The following is a 17,659-nucleotide window of genomic DNA, read 5'->3' on the forward strand; positions in this document are numbered from 1 at the left end:
CCTCCGATGTCCGCAAGGCGCTCCACCGACGGGCCACCAGACGCCCCGCCACCCCGGCACCGAGCACCGGCCGGCCCGGCGCGCCGCGCTTGCGGACGCGTTACAACGATGTAAGGATTTCGGCACGCGCCATCGAGGCGGAGCACGTCGACACCGGACGTCGCCGCCCCACGAGACAGCGTTCCCCGCGAGGCTGCGGGCGGAGGACCCGCCCGGGCAACCGCATCCCCCGAGCACGACGAGCAGGAGCACCATGACCACCGCCCACATCACCGTCGATCGTGAGTTCACCATCGGACCGGTGCCGCGCCGCCTGTTCGGCTCCTTCGTGGAGCACATGGGCCGCTGCGTCTACACCGGCATCTACGAGCCGGGCCACCCCGAGGCCGACGAGAACGGCTACCGCCAGGACGTCCTCGCGCTGACCCGCGACATGGGCGTGTCGATCGTCCGCTACCCGGGCGGCAACTTCGTCTCCGGGTACATGTGGGAGGACGGCATCGGCCCGGTGGAGGACCGCCCGCGACGCATCGACGGCGCCTGGCACACCATCGAGACCAACGCGTTCGGGCTGCACGAGTTCGCCGGCTGGGCGAAGCAGGCGAACGTCGAGATCCAGGAGGCGATCAACCTCGGTACGGCCGGCGTCGAGGAGGCCCGCGCCATCGTCGAGTACGCGAACCACCCCGGTGGCACCGCGTGGAGCGACAAGCGCCGCGCGAACGGCGCCGAGGACCCGTTCGGCATCAAGGTCTGGAACCTCGGCAACGAGCTCGACGGTCCGTGGCAGATCGGCCACAAGACCGCCGACGAGTACGGCCGGATCGCGCAGGAGGCCGGCAAGGCCATGAAGCTCGTCGACCCGTCGATCGAGCTCATCGCGGTCGGGTCCTCGAGCGCGCACATGCCGACCTTCGGCGAGTGGGAGTACGACGTCCTGTCGCACGCGTACGACGAGGTCGACTACATCTCGCTGCACGCCTACTACCAGGAGCACGACGACGACGCCAAGTCGTTCCTGGCGAGCGCGAACGACATGGACTACTTCATCGAGTCGGTCATCTCCACCGTCGACGCGGTCAAGGCGAAGCGCCAGACGAAGAAGCAGATCAACCTCTCCTTCGACGAGTGGAACGTCTGGTACCAGCAGCGCGGCGACGCCGAGGACCAGCTGCACGTGATCACCGAGAAGGCGCAGTGGCAGGAGCACCCGCGACTGATCGAGGACACCTACAACGTCACCGACGCCGTCGTGGTCGGCACGTACCTGAACTCGCTCCTCCGCCACGGCGACCGGGTCACGATCGCGAACCAGGCGCAGCTCGTCAACGTCATCGCCCCGATCCGGAGCGAGGCGAACGGGCCCGCGTGGCGCCAGACGATCTACTGGCCGTTCGCACGCACGGCCGAGCTCGCCCGCGGTGAGATCCTCCGCACCGTGGCCTCCGGCGACCAGTTCGAGTCGAAGCTGTACGGCGACGCCGACCTCGTCGACGCGAGCGTCACGTACGACGCCGAGCGGGGCCGGGTCGCGGTGTTCTTCGCGAACCGCGGTCTCGACGAGTCGGCCGACGTCACCGTGAGCCTCCGCGGGTTCACCGCCGGACGCATCACGCGCGCCGAGGTCCTCACCGTCCCCGAGTCCGGTGACCGCTTCACCGCGAACACCGAGCACGAGCAGGACGTCGTCGGGCTCGTGAAGCTCGACGCAGCGGCCGTGTACGAGGGCGAGCTCAAGGTCACGCTCCCGGCGCTGTCGTGGGCCGTCGTCGAGGTCGAGGTCACCGAGGCCTGACGGCCGAGACGACGCGGACGAGCGCGACGACGCCGACCAGCGAGACGACGCTGACCAGCGCGAGCGCGGTCCGGACGGGAGGCACGGTGCCAGCTGGCACCGTGCCTCCCGTCTGCACGCGGTCCGGACCGGAGGGACGGGGCGGCCCGGTGCCGTCCCTCCCGTCCGCGCGTGGTGCGGCAGCGTCGCCCGGGTGGCCGTCCTGCGCCGCCCGCCGACGCACGACGGGTGCGGCCGGTAGCGTGTGGGCACCATCCCCCGACCCCGAGGAGCCCCGGCTTGACGACCGCCACGATCGCCGCCCCCCGCGCGCAGCAGCAGCGCCGCCGGGTCCCGCTCTGGGACACGGCGCGCTTCGTCGCGGTGATCCTCGTCGTGATCGGGCACTCGACGCTCAAGCTCATCTCCGGCTCGGACCCGTCGTACGCGCTCTACCTGTTCGTCTACGCGTTCCACATCCCGGTGTTCGTGCTCATCAGCGGGTACTTCGCCCGGGCGGAGCAGGGGGTCCGGAAGCTCCGGGCGACGATGACCACCGTGATCATCCCCTACCTCGTGTTCCAGACCATCTGGAGCCTGGTGCACTGGGGGCTCGACGGCGAGCTGAAGCTCGACTACTCGAGTGCCTGGTGGACCCTCTGGTTCCTCGTCGCCCTCGCCATCTGGCGGATCGCCCTCCCGTACCTGGCGATCCTGCGCTTCCCGATCACCATCAGCCTCGTGCTCTCGATCGGCATCGGGTACGTCTCGACGATCGACGACACGTTCGCGGCCGCGCGCGTCGTCGGACTGCTGCCCTTCTTCGTGATCGGGTGGCGCCTCAAGCAGTGGAAGGTCGCGGACCGATGGATGGACCTCGGACCCCGGGACGTCCTCCGGATCCGGCTGGCGGCGGTCGCGGTGTTCGTCGTCGTCGCCGTGCTCCTCGGAGTGTTCATCGACGTGTGGCGGGACGTCCTGCTCCGCCGGTTCCTGCTCTACGACGAGTCGTACACGAGCTTCGGGTACGACGCCTGGTGGGCCGGGGCGATCCGCATCGCCACGATCGCCGTCGCACTGCTGCTCAGCGCCGCGTTCCTCGTGCTCATGCCCCGGCGACAGACCGCGCTCACCGCGTTCGGACAGCGGACCCTCTACGTGTACCTGCTGCACAGCTTCCTGCTCTACCCGCTCCGGGAGTCCGGGCTCCTCGACGGCCACCACTCGGTGTGGGTGCTCGTCGCGGTCGTGCTGCTGTCCGTCGGGATCGCGGTGCTCCTCGGGCTGCCGTTCGTCAAGACGGTGTTCCGGCCGCTCGTCGAGCCGCGCCTCGACTGGCTGTTCGTGCTCTCGCGGAAGCAGCAGCGGGGTGGGAAGCGGCCGGGCGACCCCGCGGCGCCGGACCCGGTGCAGGAGCCGATCGCCGGGGTGGGCGCGGCCGAGTAGCGGCGTCGCGGCGGCGGTTGCGGCGGTTGCGGACGGTCGGTTTGCGGCGGCGGTTACGGACGGTCGGTTTGCGGCGGCGGTTACGGCGGCGGTTGCGGACGGTCGGTTTGCGGGCAAAGCGACCGACGTGCGCGATCTTCGTGGCTACTCAGTCGGATTCCGGCCAAAGCGACAGTTCCGCGCGCTCGCTGCCGGAGCTGCCGGAGCGGCCGGAGCTGCCGGAGCGGCCGGAGCGACAGCCGTTTGCGGGAAGAGCGACAGATCGGCGCGATGTTTCGGGCCCGTCTGTCGTTCCCCACGCAGAACGACAGACCCGCACACCGCGCCGCCAGCACCTCACCCCTCGGACGAGCGCAACCCCACGCTGACGATGCGGTCGTCACCCGCGGCCGGGTCGCCGCGCCCGTCGGTGTTGTTCGTGACGAACCAGAGGTCCCCGCCCGGCCCCGCGAGCACCGTGCGGATCCGCCCGTACTCCCCCGCGAAGTACTCGTGCGCCCCGGACGGGTCCGCGACCGGGATCCCCCGCACCACGCGGCCCTGCAGGTTCGCGACGAACACCGTGTCGCCGACCACCGCGAGTCCGCTCGGGCTCGCGTCGTCCGTCCGCCACTGCTGCACCGGGTCGACGAACCCCGAGCCGCCGCCCTTCCCCTCGACCTCGGGCCAGCCGTAGTCCGCCCCGGGCTCGATCACGTTCAGCTCGTCCCAGGTGTCCTGTCCGAACTCGGACGCGAACATCGTGCCGTCGGCGGCCCATCCGAGGCCCTGCACGTTGCGGTGCCCGAGGCTCCACACGAGCGAGTCGTCGAACGGGTTGTCGGCGGGCACGTCGCCGTCCGGGGTCATCCGGAGGATCTTGCCCGCGAGCGAGGAACGGTCCTGCGCGTCGTCACCGTCCCCGGCGTCCCCGACACTCGCGTAGAGCATGCCGTCGGGGCCGAGCGCGATCCGCCCGCCGTTGTGGAAGCTGTTCGCCGGCAGCCCGTCGAGGATCGTCGTCCGGGCACCGAGCGTGTACGACCCCGGGTCGCCGCGGAGTGCGTACCGCTCGATCCGGTTGCCGTCCGCGGTGGTCGAGTACGTGTAGAGCCGAGGCGCGTCCGGGTCGGTGTCGTCGACCGCGAGGCCGAGGAGCCCGCCCTCGCCGCCGTGCTGCACCCCGTCGATCCGCCCGACCGTCCGGGTGGCGCCGTCCCGCAGCTCGAGGACGTCCGCGGAGTCCCGCTCGCTGACGAGCACCGATCCGTCGGAGCCGGAACCCGAACCGACCACGACGACGGACCACGGCGCGTCGAGGCCCGTGACGACGTCCGTGGCCGTCCCGCTCGGTGCGACCTCGTCCGCGGCGAGGTCCGACGGCACCCGCGAGACGGACCCGCCGGCGTCGGACCCGGCGTCCCCGCCGTCCCGGTCCCGTGCGCTGGAGGCGTCGGTGCAGGCCGTGAGCACGAGGCACACGGCCGCGAGCATCGTCACCGCGGTCGTCCGGAGCATGCGTTCCATGGGCCGACGGTACGTCGGTGTCCCGTGCGTCACCGCAGAGTGTGCGGCGCGCCACCTGGACGCGGCGCACAGCCCGGCCGTGGCGCTCGGCATCTGATCGTCGGACTGGAGGGACGGCGCGGCCCCGACCCGTGCCTGGCGGTCCGGTGGACCTGGCGGACCGGTGGACCTGGCGGACCAGTGGACCTGCCGGACCGGTGGGACGGTGCCGACCCGACCCGTCCCTCCAGTCCGGCAGGCGGCGCCGCGGTCCGTCGCGTAGCGTGGTGGCATGAGCGCCCCCGGCATCGACGTGCAGGTGGACGTGGGCGGCACCGACGTCCACGACCTGCTGTGCGGCGCGCCGTTGCGGAGCGTGTACGTGCGCCAGTGGGTGACGTTCACGGTGTTCGCCCTCGTGCTCCTCGGGACCGCGGTCCGCCTGCCCGCCGCGAACGCGCTGGAGCGGTACCTGCTCTCGCCCCTGGCCCTCGTCGCACTCGCGTTCACGGTGCTCTCGCTGTTCATCGTCCGCGGCACCGTCGCCATCCGTCGTCGCGAGGGCTTGAAGAAGCTCGGCGCGGCGCTCGTGGAGCACGGGATCGTCCGACTCGACGAGGTCGAGGCCGTGCGGAACGACGTGCGCCTCGACCGCCCCGGCCTCGCGACGTCCGGTGCGTCCGGAACGGTCGACGCGGCCGGGTCCGCAGGCTCGACCGCGTGGGTGGCGTCCACGGTGATCGAGCGTGACGGCAGCGAGTACGACCTGGTGGTCGAGGGTGATGCATCCGACGAGGCCCGCGTCCGCCTCTCCCCGCGCCGGGCCTGAACCTCTCCACAGCCAGCGCTCCCCGGCGGGCGGGCGGTGCAATGCTGAGGTGCGCCGGGACGGTCCGGCGCGGAACAGCGTACGGGGGTGCTCATGTCGGACTGGGTGGACGGTCTCCCGCCGGCGGCGCACGCGCGAGCTGCACGGCAGCGAGCGAGCGGTGTCGCCGGGTCGCTGCTCTCCGCACCCGGGGCCGCCGCGATCCGCGCCGTCGCACTCCAGCCCGTGGGCGAGGTCTTCGGCAGCGTCGTCATGCAGCTCGGCTGGACCGGTGGCGGCTGCGGGTTCTGGGGCGTCAACGCGTTCGGGACGACGGGCTTCGGCGCGGTGTCGAACGGCGGTGGAACGGCAGCCCTGACCGGCGGCGTCTTCAGCGGCGGCTTCCTCGGGACGGGTGGTGGCCGCGGCCCGCTCGGTGGCGCGTTCGGCACCTGGACGACCCCGGTCCTCACCACCGGCGGCGGTGGCGGGCGGAACGCGGTGTTCGGGTCCTACGTCCAGGCCTTCGGCCGCGCCTGGCACGGGGCGCATGACCGGATGACCGCTGAGGCCACGATGCTCGGCGCCGACGGCGTGGTCGACGTGCACATCCGCCGGGAGCGGCTCGAGGGCCAGATCTGGGAGTACACCGCGACCGGGACGGCCGTGCGCTCCCTCGACACGTCGATCAGCCCGAGCGCAGGACGCGGCACCCCGTGGACCGCCGGCTTCTCCGCCGAGCACACCACCGTCCTCCTGCAGTCCGGGTACGTGCCGCGCGGGATGGCACTCGGGCTGTCGGTGTCGACCAAGCACGAGGACCCGGTCCTCAAGCAGCAGCGGTCGATGTGGGCCGACAACACCGAGATCGACGGGCTGACCGAGCTCCTCGAGGCCGCCCGCGACGACGCCAGGACGCAGCTCGCGCGTCGAGCAGCTCCGCTCCGCGGCTCGGACCTCGTCGTCACGGGGAACTCGGTCGCCGAGTTCGAGACGCCCTGCGGCGAGGAGGTCGACCTGCACGCCGAGGCGGTCTTCGTCGCGACCGTCATCGCCCCGGGGCCGATGCACGCGTTCCGGAACACCTCGGAGACCGCGAAGGCCCGGCGCGACGTCACGACGGTGATCCCCCTGACCGACCCCGGCGTCCGATCCGCGACGAGACACCTGTGATCCCGGCCCACGCCGAGGCCCAGGCCCAGGCCCCGGCGGCACGCTCCCACCCCACACCCCTGAGGACTGAACGATGAGCACACCCGACCTCGGCGGCATCCCGCTCCCGAAGGACGCCCAGGCCCGCCTCGACGACGGTCGGAACCGGCTGTTCACGTCCGACCTGTCGGTCAACGAGTTCCTGCTCGTCCGGCAGGCCGGCTTCCGCCCCGTCGGACTCGTCCTCGGGTCGAGCGTCTACCACGTGGGCATCCAGAACGGGCGCTGGAGCAAGAACATGGAGCTCGACAAGCTCAGCCAGGCGATGTACCACGCCCGCGAGCTCGCGATGACCCGGATGGAGGCCGAGGCGGACCGGCTCGGCGCGGACGGCATCGTCGGCGTCCGTCTCGAGATCGAGTTCAAGGAGTACGGCAACGACCTCGCCGAGTTCATCGCGATCGGGACCGCAGTCGTCGCCGACGCTCCGCCGCCCACCGGCAAGTGGCGGAACTCGCGGAGCCTGCCGTTCACGTCCGACCTCTCCGGCCAGGACTTCTGGACGCTCATCCAGGCCGGGTACGCGCCGCTCGGACTCACGATGGGCACCTGCGTGTACCACATCGCCCACCGCGGGATGATGGCGTCGATGTCGACGTTCGGGACGAACACCGAGATCACGACCTACACCGAGGCGCTCTACGACGCTCGGGAGCTCGCGATGGGGCGGATGCAGACCGAGGCCGAGCACCTCGAGGCCGAAGGCATCGTCGGCGTGCAGCTCCTCTCGCTCCCGCACCGCTGGGGTGGCCACACCACGGAGTTCTTCGCGATCGGCACGGCGGTCCGCTCACTCCGCCCGGACCACGTCATCCAGACCCCGAACCTCGTCCTGCCGCTCACCGATCGATGAGCGACGCCCCACGCTCCGGCCCAGCGCCCGTCGACCGGATCGACGCGACCGCCGACCCCCGGACGCTGCTCGACACGCTCGCGACGGCCGCCGGACGCGCTCTGCCCGCGTCGGTCGTCGACACGGTGCTGTCCGTCGAGCGGCACCGGTCGATCGCGGACCGGATGGCCGGGAGGCCCGGTACCGTGCGCTCCGTCCGCCTCACCGGGGTCGAGGAGACGCTCACCCTCGCCGAGGACGACGGTCGGCTCACCACCGAGGCGGCGCGCGTCTCCGGCGGCGTCACGATCGCACGTCGGCAGCCCCCGGTGGGCCAGTGGCTCGCCCTGTTCGCCGGCGAGGTCGCCGCGGTCGCCACCGACGCCGCGGGTGACGCCGCCGAGGTGTCCGCATCGCTCGGGAGGCTCGGGGTCCGGACCGCGGACCCGTTCCGTGTCACGGACGCGGACGTCCCCGCAGGTCTCGCCGCCCTGACCGCGACCGCGCAGTCCCGACTCACCACGGAGGACGGCGCCACCGTCGGCCGCATCACCGCCCTGCTCGTCGACGCGCTCCCCCGCGTCGCAGGGTCCGGCGAGCCCGAGATCGTCGTGCGGAGGACGGCGACGAGCTACCTGCCGGACACACTGCGGGCGTTCACGGCGCTCCCCGCGGACTGGGCGGCGACGCACCGTCTGGCGAACGGGTCGACGCCTGCGGAGGCGCTCCGCGACCAGCTCGCCGCCCTCGAGGCCGCAGCGGTCCGCATGCGCGACGCCGCGGTCGGTCGCGACGCGACGGAGGTCCTCGTCAACGGGCGGTTCCTCGACGACCGGTTCCGGGCCTCCAGTCTGGATCTCGGCGACTGAGGTCCCGGACCGCGCCGTCCACGGGGCGTCGCGCTGCTCCGTCCTAGCGGGCGTCGCGCTGCTCGGTCTCACGGTGCGAGCGGTCGAGCGCGCCGTGTGCGCGGGTGACCTGCGTCTCGAGCGCGTCGACGGTCTCGGCCATCGCGCCGACCGCCTGCGCGCGGTAGGAGTCCACCGCGTCGATCGTCGCGAGGACGTCGTCGAACGCCTTCTGGAGCGTGGCGACGCTCACGCCCGAGGACACCGCTTGGTCGTGCACCGTCGCGGTCTGCTGGCGGAGGAGGTCGCCGGTCCGGGCGATCATCGCGTCCGTCGTCTCGTTCAGGGCACTGATCTGCTGCAGGACGAGCTTCTGCTGCCCGAGCGCCTCGGACACGACGACGGCCGTCCGGAGTGCTGCCACGGTCGTCGTCCGAGCGCGGTCGACGCCCGTGATGAGCTCGACGTTGTTCTTCCGGACGAGGTCGAGTGCCAGGTAGCCCTGCACGGACACCGCGATCTGGGTGAGCAGGTCCTGCCGCCGCTGTCGGATGGGGAACAGGGCGTCGGACACCAGTCCGTCCGCCGCGCGGGGGTCCGTCGGTCGGAGCTCGGCGGCCTTGCCCTCGACGGCGCCGTCGAGTGCCCTGGCCAGCGTCTCGTACTCGGCGAGCTTGCCCATGGTCGTCCAGAGGGCGGCGCGCTCCTCGTCGATCGCGGCGTTGTCCCTGCGGAGGGAGTCCTGCCCGGACACCAGCGCGCCGATGATCGCGTCGAGCTGCTGCTGCGACGTCTCGAACCGGTGGAAGTACCGCGTGATGTGGGAGGCGCCGGGGATCATCCCGAGGAGTTTCCGGGCACCGGTCAGATCGGCCTTGCCGGGGTCGAGGTCCGAAACCGTCTCGCGCAGGTCCTGGAGCGTCTTCGCGACCTGGGCCTGCGGGGCGGCAGCGTCACCACGCCCACGGGTGGCCGCGAGCGAGGTGCTCGGACGGTCGAGGAGCCGACTCGAGGTCTGGGCCGAGCGCTCCACGTCCTGCTGGCCCATCCGGACGATGTCGCCCACGCGGCGGGTGAACTCGGGGCTCCCCGGCTGCTCGGCGGCGAGGGCGTCCGCGAACACCTGCGCCGTGGCCTGCAGCTGGGACCGACGTTCCGCGGGGACCGGGACCATGCCCGCGGCCCGCTCCTCGGGGACCTCGTGCACGGGCTCCGGGGGCTGGAGTCGGAGTTCCGTGCCGGTCGGCGGCTGGAGGACGTCGTCGGACGCTCCCCCGAGGTCAAGCTCGGACACGGTGCGCCTCCCCACGGCTCCGGGCGTCGGGGCCTCTCGTCACCCTAGAGCGTCGGGCCGCGGCCGGTGGCGCGGCTGAGGGGCTTCACATGGTGGACGGGGTTCTGCTGCGGGGGTGGGCGGGGGTTGGTGCGGGGGCGGGTGCGGTGCTGCGGGGCGGGTGCGGGGCTGTGCGGGGCTGTGCGGGCACACCGGTTCGAGACACCCGCCCCAGGAACGAACCCTGCCTCCTGTCCCGAACCGGTCGGCCCGCCGCCTGTCCCGAACCGGTCGGCCCGCGCGGCGCCCCGGACGCACGAAAAAGCCCCCCGCTGAGCGGAGGGCGTTTCGATGATGGGTGGTGCACCCCCTCGGACTTGAACCGAGAACCCACTGATTAAGAGTCAGTTGCTCTGCCAATTGAGCTAGAGGTGCATCGCTGCGGGCGACCCGCAACGGAGAACAACAATAGCATGGGATCGAGCCCGCCCACGACCACGGGCACCACCACGAGCGGTTCGACGGGTCACCCCCGGAGACCGTCCCGAGAGCCGAGGAGCGCCCTCCATGACCGACCGCCTCACCGCTGGCACCGTCGCCCCTGACTTCACCCTGCCGAACGAGCAGGGCGTCGCCACGAGCCTGCACGACTTCCGTGGCCAGAAGGTGATCGTGTACTTCTACCCCGCCGCGTCGACCCCGGGCTGCACCACCGAGGCCTGCGACTTCCGCGACAACATGTCCTCGCTGCAGGCCGCCGGCTACACCGTGCTCGGTGTGTCGAAGGACACCCTGCCGGCGATCGAGCGGTTCCACCAGGAGCAGGCGCTGACCTTCCCGCTCCTCAGCGACCCCGACCTCGTGGTGCACCAGGAGTACGGCGCCTACGGTGAGAAGAACAACTACGGCAAGGTCGTCACGGGCACGATCCGCTCCACGATCGTCGTCGACGAAGAGGGCGTCGTGCAGCTCCCCCTGTACAACGTCAAGGCCACAGGACACGTCGCGTCGCTCCGGAAGAAGCTCGGCGTGGCCTGACGGCCGGCGACACGCACTGGAGGCCCGGTGCCGGTCCCTGGGACCGGCACCGGGCCTCCAGTGCGGTGCCGACGATGTCCGCGGACTCTTCAGTGCGCGTCGGGGCGGGCGAGCAGCGTCGTGACGGACTTCGAGAACACGAGCGCGAGCGCCACGAGCGCCGGCGCGAGGAGCGCCCAGCCGATCGCCGGTTCACGGAAGACGCCCTGGAAGGCCCCGACGGCGATCGCGATCTGCAGGATCTGCCAGACGATGATCCCGCTCCGGACCCAGGGCCGCCCGCGGAGGAGCCCCACGACCATCGCGCCGAGCCACAGGGCCGCGATCGCCGCGAGGACGATGAGCGCGAGGCCGTTCACGAGCACGGCTGGAGGGGCGACGAGCAGGTCGACGAGCAGCACGACCGTGATCGCGGCCACCGCGAGGAACTCGAGCGCGACGACGACGGTCAGGACGAGCACCGCTCGCGAACGGCGCGGGCTCGGGCTCGGGCTCGGCGGACGTGGTTCCCGACGGTCCGATCCAGGACGTGGTGCGTCCGACACAGGCATCCTCCAGCTCGCAACCCTTGATTTGGCCATACCAGTATGGAACGATGTTGGAGGTCGTTCGGACGCCACGATGAAGTGGGCGTCTCCCGGGTAACGATCGCGTGAACATCTTGTTTCGCGACCGCCCTCATGCTGGGCATGCTCGGGCTTCAGACTCTCTCGAGCTTTTCCCGCTCCCGATCATGCCATCCCCACGGTGGCACCGAGGAACGAGAATCCCCCGCTGGTGCCCCGCTCGGGCGTCAGCATGCTGAGAATCACCCCACCGCGGCGTCCAGCCGTGCGATTCGCGATTGCAAAAGGAGCATCACTACATGGACTGGCGCGACAAGGCAGCTTGCCTCACCGCAGACCCCGAGCTCTTCTTCCCGGTCGGCAACACCGGCCCCGCGGTCGACCAGATCGACAAGGCGAAGTCCGTGTGCGCTCGATGCACCGTGACCGAGATGTGCCTCCAGTACGCCCTCGAGAACTCGCAGGACTCGGGCGTCTGGGGTGGGCTCAGCGAGGACGAGCGTCGGGCGCTCAAGCGCCGCGCCGCCCGCGCCCGCCGCGCCTCCTAGCGCCGACCGCCCTCCCGGCGGCCACTGCACCACCGCGACGGCGTCCGGTCCCCCGCTGGGATCGGGCGCCGTTCGCGTGCCCGCCGGCCGCGTGCCGCGCCGGACCGGTGTGTGTTCTGAACACGGGCCTCCAGGCCGAACACCGGTATCCGCGTGTTCCGCACGGACGCGCGTGTTCAGAACACGCAGACGCGGCCGGACACGCAGACGCAGACGCGGCCGGAGCCCGGCCGACGGCGGCGGCCGGGCTACCCCTGCTCCCACCGGAACGGGATGCCGATCGTGACCTCGGTGCCGCTCCCGACCATCGTGTGCCAGTCGATCGTGCCGCCGAGTTCGCCCTGGATGAGCGTCCGGACGATCTGCGTCCCGAGCCCCGACCCGACCTTGCCCTCGGGCAGACCGACCCCGTCGTCGCGGACCTTCACCTCGAGGTGGTCGTCGTAGCGGTCCGCGACGATCTCGACCTCGCCGTCACGTCCGTCGAGTCCGTGCTCCACCGCGTTCGTGACGAGCTCCGTGAGTCCGAGCGCGAGGGGGGTCGCCGCCTCGCTCGGGAGGGTCCCGAACTGCCCGGTCTTCTTCGGCCGCACCGTGGTGTTGTGGCTCGCGGCGACCTCGGTCACGAGCATCAGCACCCGGTCGAACACGTCGTCGAAGTCCACGATCTGCGCGAGACCCGTCGAGAGCGTGTCGTGGACCACCGCGATGGCGGCGACACGTCGCTGCGCCTGGTTGAGGGCCTCGCGGGCCTCCTCGGAGTGCGTGCGACGCGCCTGGATGCGGAGGAGCGACGCCACCGTCTGCAGGTTGTTCTTCACGCGGTGGTGGATCTCGCGGATCGTCGCGTCCTTGGTGATGAGCTCGCGCTCCTGGTGACGCATCTCAGAGACGTCGCGGACGAGCACGATCGCGCCGATGCGGTTGCCGTGGTCGCGGAGCGGGATCGAGCGGAGCGTCACGGTGACGCCCTTCGCCTCGATGTCGGTGCGCCACGGTGCACGCCCGGTGACGACGAGGGGCAGCGACTCGTCGACCACGAGCTGTCCGCCGAGGAGCGTGGTCGTGACCTCGGCCAGGGACTGCCGCTCGAGCTCGCCGTCGAACCCCATGCGGTTGAACGCGCTGAGCCCGTTCGGACTCGCGAACGTGACGGTGCCGTCGACGTCGAGGCGCAGCAGCCCGTCGGACGCCCGCGGCGCGCCACGACGAGGACCTGACGGCGCCCCGATGTCCGGGAAGTCCCCCGAGGCGATCATGCCGAACAGGTCGTTCGCGCTCGTGTTGAAGATGAGTTCCTGGCGGCTCGGTGTGCGCTGCTCGTCCACGTTGGAGTGTCGCGTGACGACCGCGATCGGCGCGTCGGTCGTCTTCGCGCTCTGTGCGGACAGCCGACGGAGCACCGGGATCGCGCGGACGCGGGTCGGGGTGTCCTCGTACCAGTCGGGCTCGGCGGAGTCGACGACCTCGCCGCGGTCGAACGCCTGGCGGATCTGGTCGTCCCACTCCGGTCGGGCGGTGTGCCCGACGATGTCGCGGTAGAACAGCGTCGCCGCACTCGACGGGCGTGCGTGTGCGACCGCGATGAACGTGCCGTCCGCCGAGGGGACCCAGAGCACGATGTCCGCGAACGACAGATCGGCGAGGAGCTGCCAGTCGCCGACGAGCAGGTGCATCCACTCGACGTCGGCGTCGGACGATCGGCCTTGGGCCAGAACGAGGTCACTGAGGGTCGACACCCGTCAAGTCTAGGTCGCGCCGGATGGTCGTCCGGCGCGCGTGACGGAACGCCCGCGGTCACGCTCATCCGTCTCTGGAACGACCTGTCCACAGGCCGTCAGCGAATTAAATGTCATATTCCTCTGCTCAATACCATCGGGGGTCGCGGCCGCGGGGCCGCCACGCCGACGATGCGGAGGGGCACATGAACCACGGGGCGACACTGCGTGCGGACGATCGACCGTGCGGGGACGACACCGACACCGAGGCCGACCAGGATGTCGGTCCGGACCCGGTGGTCGCCTGGGCCGAAGGCACGGGCGGCGCCTCCGAACCCGACGGGGGCGTTGATCGTCGCGGTGACGGTCCGGTGGGCGACCGCATCCGGACTGGAGGGACGGTGCAGCACCTCCGGTCGGCCCCACCCCGGCGGACGGGCACCACGACCCGGCAGATCGCCGGCTCCCGGCAGACGGGCATCGGTCCCCGGCAGGCGGACACCGGTGTCCGGCACGCGGGCGCGGGTCCGCGGCAGACGCTCGCCATCGTGGAGGACGTCTTCGCGGTGCAGTCGACGCCGAGGACCGACCTGCCGGATCCCCGTCAGGTTGCGAAGGACCTGGCCCGCTGTGTCGTCGAGGTCCTCGCCGGTGCCCGGGAGCTCGACCAGATCGGCCGCTGGTTGAGCGACGAGGTCCATCGCAACCTGCAGGCGCGTGTGTCGATCGCCGCACGTGCGCGGGCCGTGCAGCGTCGAGCGGCCACGCGGCCGGTGTTCCGGATCGGCTCGGTGCTCGTCAGTGAACCGGCGAGCGGGATCGCCGAGGCGACGGTCATCGTGCACGCCAAGGCACGGACCCGCGCGGTCGCGATCCGGCTCGAGGGGCTCGACGGCCGATGGCGGGCGACGGCGATCAGCGTGTTGTGAGGCGTCCCCTGCTCAGCGCGGCCGGATCCACGGCCGAGCGCAGCCGGGCCCCCGACCCAGCGCGGCACGACCGGACCGCCGGCCCAGCGCGGCCGGACGGATGACCAATGAGAAGTGCCCATGTGTCGACCCGGATGACTCCGGGCGACACATGGGCACTTCTCGGCACGGCGATCGCCGTGACGGTTACTTCTTGCGACGATCCGCCCGGTTGGTCGGTGCATCGCCCTGCCCGAACGAGCCCTTCTGCCCGGACGCCGTCGCCTTGTTCCCGAAGGAGGAGCCCTTCTCGGGTCCGGCCGCGACCTGGGCTGCTTCCTGCTCGGCCTGCTGCTTCTGCGCCAGGGCAGTGGCAGCCTGCTCGAGACGTCCACGCTCGTCGCGCACCTCGACCTCGCCGTCGATCGACGGTGCCGAGTACTCCAGCCCGTTGTTCTCGCCCTCGTCACCAAGACCGCGGGCCTCGATGGTCGAGGTCTCGCCGTCGGACTGCACCTGCACCTCGAGGTTGAACAGGAACCCGACGGACTCCTCGCGGATCTGGCCCATCATGCTCTGGAACAGCGCGTAGCCCTCGCGCTGGTACTCGACCAGCGGGTCGCGCTGGGCCATCGCGCGGAGGCCGATGCCGTCCTTCAGGTAGTCCATCTCGTAGAGGTGGTCGCGCCAGCGGCGGTCGATCACCGAGAGGACGACACGACGCTCGAGTTCGCGCATCGCCTCGTCGCCGAGGGTCTCTTCTCGAGCGTCGTAGGCGACCTTCGCGTCGGAGAGGATCTCGCGGCCGAGGAACTCCCGCGAGGTCTTGCCCCGCGAGCCGGCCTCGGTGATGACCTCGTCGATGCTGATCGAGATCGGGTAGATCGTGCCGAGTTCGGTCCACATGGCGTCGAGATTCCAGTCGTCCGGCGACCCCTCGGACGTGTGCGTGTCGATGATCTCGTCGACGACGCTCGACAGGAACGCCTGCGACCGGTCCTGCAGGTCGTCACCCTCGAGGATGTGACGCCGGTCGCTGTAGATCGCCTCGCGCTGGCGGTTCAGGACGTCGTCGTACTTCAGGACGTTCTTGCGGATCTCCGCGTTGCGCGACTCGACCTGCGACTGCGCGGACCGGATCGCACGGCCGACCAGCTTGTTCTCGATGGCGAGGTCGTCCGGGACGTTCGAGCGGCCCATGAGGCTCTCGGCGGCACCGGAGTTGAACAGGCGCATCAGGTCGTCGGTGAGCGACAGGTAGAACCGGCTCTCGCCCGGGTCACCCTGACGGCCGGAACGACCACGGAGCTGGTTGTCGATGCGGCGGGACTCGTGCCGCTCGGTGCCGAGGACGTACAGCCCGCCGGCCTCGCGGACCTCGTCGGCCTCGGCCTTGAGCTCCTCCTTGACGCGGTCGAACACACCGTCCCACTCGGCCTCGTACTCGTCGGGGGTCTCGGCCGGCGAGAGTCCCTTGGCGTGCATCTCGGCGACCGCGATGAACTCGGCGTTGCCGCCGAGCATGATGTCTGTTCCACGACCGGCCATGTTCGTGGCGACCGTGACCGCACCGAGTCGACCCGCCTGGGCGACGATCGCGGCTTCGCGGGCGTGGTTCTTGGCGTTCAGGACCTCGTGCTTCACACCGCGCTTGGCGAGGAGCTTGGAGAGGTACTCGGACTTCTCGACGGAGGTCGTCCCCACCAGGACCGGCTGGCCCTTCTCGTGGCGCGCCTCGATGTCCTCGGCGACCTGCTCGAACTTGGCCTGCTCGTTCTTGTAGACGAGGTCGGTCTGGTCGAGCCGCTTGACCGGCTGGTTCGTCGGGATGGGGACGACGCCGAGCTTGTAGGTCGACATGAACTCGGCGGCCTCGGTCTCGGCCGTACCGGTCATGCCGGAGAGCTTCTTGTAGAGGCGGAAGTAGTTCTGCAGGGTGATCGTGGCGAGGGTCTGGTTCTCGGCCTTGACCTCGACACCCTCCTTGGCCTCGATCGCCTGGTGGATGCCCTCGTTGTAGCGACGCCCCATCAGGATGCGGCCGGTGTGCTCGTCGACGATGAGCACCTCGCCGTTCATGACGACGTAGTCCTTGTCGCGCTTGAACAGCGACGCAGCCTTGATCGAGTTGTTCAGGAACGAGATGAGCGGGGTGTTCGCCGCCTCGTACAGGTTGTCGATGCCGAGGTAGTCCTCGACCTTCTCGATGCCGGGCTCGAGCACGCCGACGGTGCGCTTCTTCTCGTCGACCTCGTAGTCCTCGCCCGCGGTCAGACGCGTGGCGAGGGACGCGAACTCGGTGAACCAGCGGTTCGCCTCCCCCGATGCCGGGCCGGAGATGATGAGCGGCGTCCGCGCCTCATCGATGAGGATCGAGTCGACCTCGTCGACCACGGCGAAGAAGTGGCCGCGCTGGACCATCTCCGAGGCCTGCCACGCCATGTTGTCGCGGAGGTAGTCGAAGCCGAACTCGTTGTTCGTGCCGTAGGTGACGTCGGCGGCGTACTGCTCGCGACGCTCCGCCGGGGTCTGTCCGGCGAGGATGCACCCGGTCGTCATGCCGAGGGCGCGGAACACACGGCCCATGAGCTCGGACTGGTAGCTCGCGAGGAAGTCGTTGACCGTGATGATGTGCACACCGCGCGACGCGATCGCATTGAGGTACGCGGCCGTCGTGGCGACGAGGGTCTTGCCCTCACCGGTCTTCATCTCGGCGATGTTCCCGAGGTGCAGGGCCGCGCCGCCCATCAGCTGGACGTCGAAGTGCCGCATGCCGAGCGTCCGCTTGGCGGCTTCGCGCACGGCCGCGAACGACTCCGGGAGCAGGTCGTCGAGCGACTCCCCGTTGGCGTACCGCTCGCGGAGTTCGGTGGTCTCTTCGCGGAGCTCGTCGTCGGACAGACTCGCGAAGTCGTCCTCGAGGTCGTTGATCGCCTCGGCGTAGGCCTTGAGGCGGCGGAGGGTCTTTCCTTCACCGAAGCGGAGGACCTTCTCCAGCACGTTCGTCACTCTGCGACTCCTTCAAGACAGTTCGACACGCGGACCGCTGGACCCACCCGACGGGCGGACGCATGCGTTCGATCAGCGGTCAATGCTAGCAACCCGTCGGACGACCAGGCTGAGAGAGGGGGCAGACCCGCCGCGACGTCCCCGGTCGGAGCGACTCCGACCGGGGACGGATCGACGGTCCGCGCGAGGCACGG

At 70.8% G+C, this 17,659-nt stretch carries 14 protein-coding genes and 1 tRNA gene; 9 read left to right on the forward strand and 6 right to left on the reverse strand.

The annotated features are described in order from the left end of the window. The first annotated feature begins 253 nt into the window (after positions 1-253). Both arfA and ASF23_RS11355 read left to right on the forward strand, forming a co-directional pair. The gene (gene arfA, locus ASF23_RS11345) at positions 254-1,795 is read left to right on the forward strand and encodes an arabinosylfuranosidase ArfA (protein ID WP_055953421.1); all 1,542 of its coding nucleotides are present in this window, start codon (positions 254-256) and stop codon (positions 1,793-1,795) included. A 279-nt stretch (positions 1,796-2,074) separates the two neighbouring features. After that, the gene (locus ASF23_RS11355) at positions 2,075-3,220 is read left to right on the forward strand and encodes an acyltransferase family protein (RefSeq protein ID WP_162236757.1); all 1,146 of its coding nucleotides are present in this window, start codon (positions 2,075-2,077) and stop codon (positions 3,218-3,220) included. 336 nt (positions 3,221-3,556) lie between these two features. Here ASF23_RS11355 and ASF23_RS11360 read toward each other — a convergent pair whose 3' ends face one another. Next, a complete protein-coding gene (locus ASF23_RS11360) occupies positions 3,557-4,726 on the reverse strand; it encodes a PQQ-dependent sugar dehydrogenase (protein ID WP_235510873.1) in 1,170 nt (389 codons plus the stop codon). Between the two features lie 271 nt (positions 4,727-4,997). Here ASF23_RS11360 and ASF23_RS11365 point away from each other — a divergent pair, with 271 nt between their 5' ends. The 4 genes from ASF23_RS11365 (at position 4,998) to ASF23_RS11380 (ending at position 8,426) form a co-directional block, all read left to right on the forward strand. Continuing rightward, positions 4,998-5,534 (forward strand): hypothetical protein, encoded by a 537-nt coding sequence (locus ASF23_RS11365; protein ID WP_055953428.1) that lies wholly within the window; start codon positions 4,998-5,000, stop codon positions 5,532-5,534. 93 nt (positions 5,535-5,627) lie between these two features. Beyond that, positions 5,628-6,686 carry a heavy metal-binding domain-containing protein gene (locus tag ASF23_RS11370; protein WP_235510889.1) on the forward strand — a complete coding sequence of 353 codons (1,059 nt, stop codon included), beginning with the start codon at positions 5,628-5,630 and terminating at the stop codon, positions 6,684-6,686. A 73-nt stretch (positions 6,687-6,759) separates the two neighbouring features. Next, positions 6,760-7,578: a heavy metal-binding domain-containing protein gene (locus tag ASF23_RS11375; RefSeq protein ID WP_055953434.1), complete on the forward strand. Its 819-nt coding sequence runs from the start codon at positions 6,760-6,762 to the stop codon at positions 7,576-7,578. Beyond that, positions 7,575-8,426 (forward strand): hypothetical protein, encoded by an 852-nt coding sequence (locus tag ASF23_RS11380; protein WP_055953437.1) that lies wholly within the window; start codon positions 7,575-7,577, stop codon positions 8,424-8,426. Before ASF23_RS11375 ends, ASF23_RS11380 begins: the two co-directional genes overlap by 4 nt. Before the next feature lie 43 nt (positions 8,427-8,469). Here ASF23_RS11380 and ASF23_RS11385 read toward each other — a convergent pair whose 3' ends face one another. Together ASF23_RS11385 and ASF23_RS11390 are read right to left on the reverse strand one after the other, a co-directional pair. After that, on the reverse strand, positions 8,470-9,699 hold the full coding sequence (locus ASF23_RS11385; protein WP_055953440.1) for a toxic anion resistance protein: 1,230 nt from the start codon (positions 9,697-9,699) through the stop codon (positions 8,470-8,472). A 338-nt stretch (positions 9,700-10,037) separates the two neighbouring features. Then, positions 10,038-10,113, reverse strand: a tRNA-Lys gene (locus tag ASF23_RS11390). 132 nt (positions 10,114-10,245) lie between these two features. Here ASF23_RS11390 and bcp point away from each other — a divergent pair. Continuing rightward, positions 10,246-10,716: a thioredoxin-dependent thiol peroxidase gene (gene bcp, locus ASF23_RS11395; RefSeq protein ID WP_055953443.1), complete on the forward strand. Its 471-nt coding sequence runs from the start codon at positions 10,246-10,248 to the stop codon at positions 10,714-10,716. Positions 10,717-10,805: 89 nt separating this feature from the next. Here the strand turns inward: bcp and ASF23_RS11400 are convergent, their stop codons facing one another. After that, entirely contained in the window at positions 10,806-11,177 is a 372-nt protein-coding gene (locus ASF23_RS11400) for a hypothetical protein (RefSeq protein WP_055953446.1), read from the reverse strand. Positions 11,178-11,581: 404 nt separating this feature from the next. Here ASF23_RS11400 and ASF23_RS11405 point away from each other — a divergent pair, with 404 nt between their 5' ends. Continuing rightward, positions 11,582-11,830 (forward strand): WhiB family transcriptional regulator, encoded by a 249-nt coding sequence (locus ASF23_RS11405; protein ID WP_055953448.1) that lies wholly within the window; start codon positions 11,582-11,584, stop codon positions 11,828-11,830. 248 nt (positions 11,831-12,078) lie between these two features. Here the strand turns inward: ASF23_RS11405 and ASF23_RS11410 are convergent, their stop codons facing one another. Then, a complete protein-coding gene (locus ASF23_RS11410) occupies positions 12,079-13,569 on the reverse strand; it encodes a sensor histidine kinase (protein WP_055953451.1) in 1,491 nt (496 codons plus the stop codon). A 185-nt stretch (positions 13,570-13,754) separates the two neighbouring features. Between ASF23_RS11410 and ASF23_RS18845 the strand changes: the two genes are divergently transcribed. Further along, positions 13,755-14,477 carry an Rv3235 family protein gene (locus tag ASF23_RS18845; RefSeq protein WP_235510874.1) on the forward strand — a complete coding sequence of 241 codons (723 nt, stop codon included), beginning with the start codon at positions 13,755-13,757 and terminating at the stop codon, positions 14,475-14,477. A gap of 186 nt (positions 14,478-14,663) precedes the next feature. On the opposite strand, the gene secA is transcribed toward ASF23_RS18845, so the two are convergent. Beyond that, a complete protein-coding gene (gene secA / locus ASF23_RS11420; RefSeq protein WP_055953454.1) occupies positions 14,664-17,465 on the reverse strand; it encodes a preprotein translocase subunit SecA in 2,802 nt (933 codons plus the stop codon). Positions 17,466-17,659: the final 194 nt, after the last annotated feature.

Origin of the sequence: Curtobacterium sp. Leaf261 (assembly GCF_001422205.1) — a bacterium.
Taxonomy (GTDB): Bacteria; Actinomycetota; Actinomycetes; order Actinomycetales; family Microbacteriaceae; genus Curtobacterium.

Excerpts from the sequence above, each read along its gene's own strand:
- arfA (WP_055953421.1), top strand. The coding sequence starts at position 254 with ATGACCACCGCCCACATCACCGTCGATCGTGAGTTCACCATCGGACCG.
- ASF23_RS11360 (WP_235510873.1), bottom strand. The coding sequence starts at position 4,726 with ATGGAACGCATGCTCCGGACGACCGCGGTGACGATGCTCGCGGCCGTG.
- ASF23_RS11365 (WP_055953428.1), top strand. The coding sequence starts at position 4,998 with ATGAGCGCCCCCGGCATCGACGTGCAGGTGGACGTGGGCGGCACCGAC.
- ASF23_RS11370 (WP_235510889.1), top strand. The coding sequence starts at position 5,628 with ATGTCGGACTGGGTGGACGGTCTCCCGCCGGCGGCGCACGCGCGAGCT.
- ASF23_RS11375 (WP_055953434.1), top strand. The coding sequence starts at position 6,760 with ATGAGCACACCCGACCTCGGCGGCATCCCGCTCCCGAAGGACGCCCAG.
- ASF23_RS11380 (WP_055953437.1), top strand. The coding sequence starts at position 7,575 with ATGAGCGACGCCCCACGCTCCGGCCCAGCGCCCGTCGACCGGATCGAC.
- bcp (WP_055953443.1), top strand. The coding sequence starts at position 10,246 with ATGACCGACCGCCTCACCGCTGGCACCGTCGCCCCTGACTTCACCCTG.
- ASF23_RS11405 (WP_055953448.1), top strand. The coding sequence starts at position 11,582 with ATGGACTGGCGCGACAAGGCAGCTTGCCTCACCGCAGACCCCGAGCTC.
- ASF23_RS18845 (WP_235510874.1), top strand. The coding sequence starts at position 13,755 with ATGAACCACGGGGCGACACTGCGTGCGGACGATCGACCGTGCGGGGAC.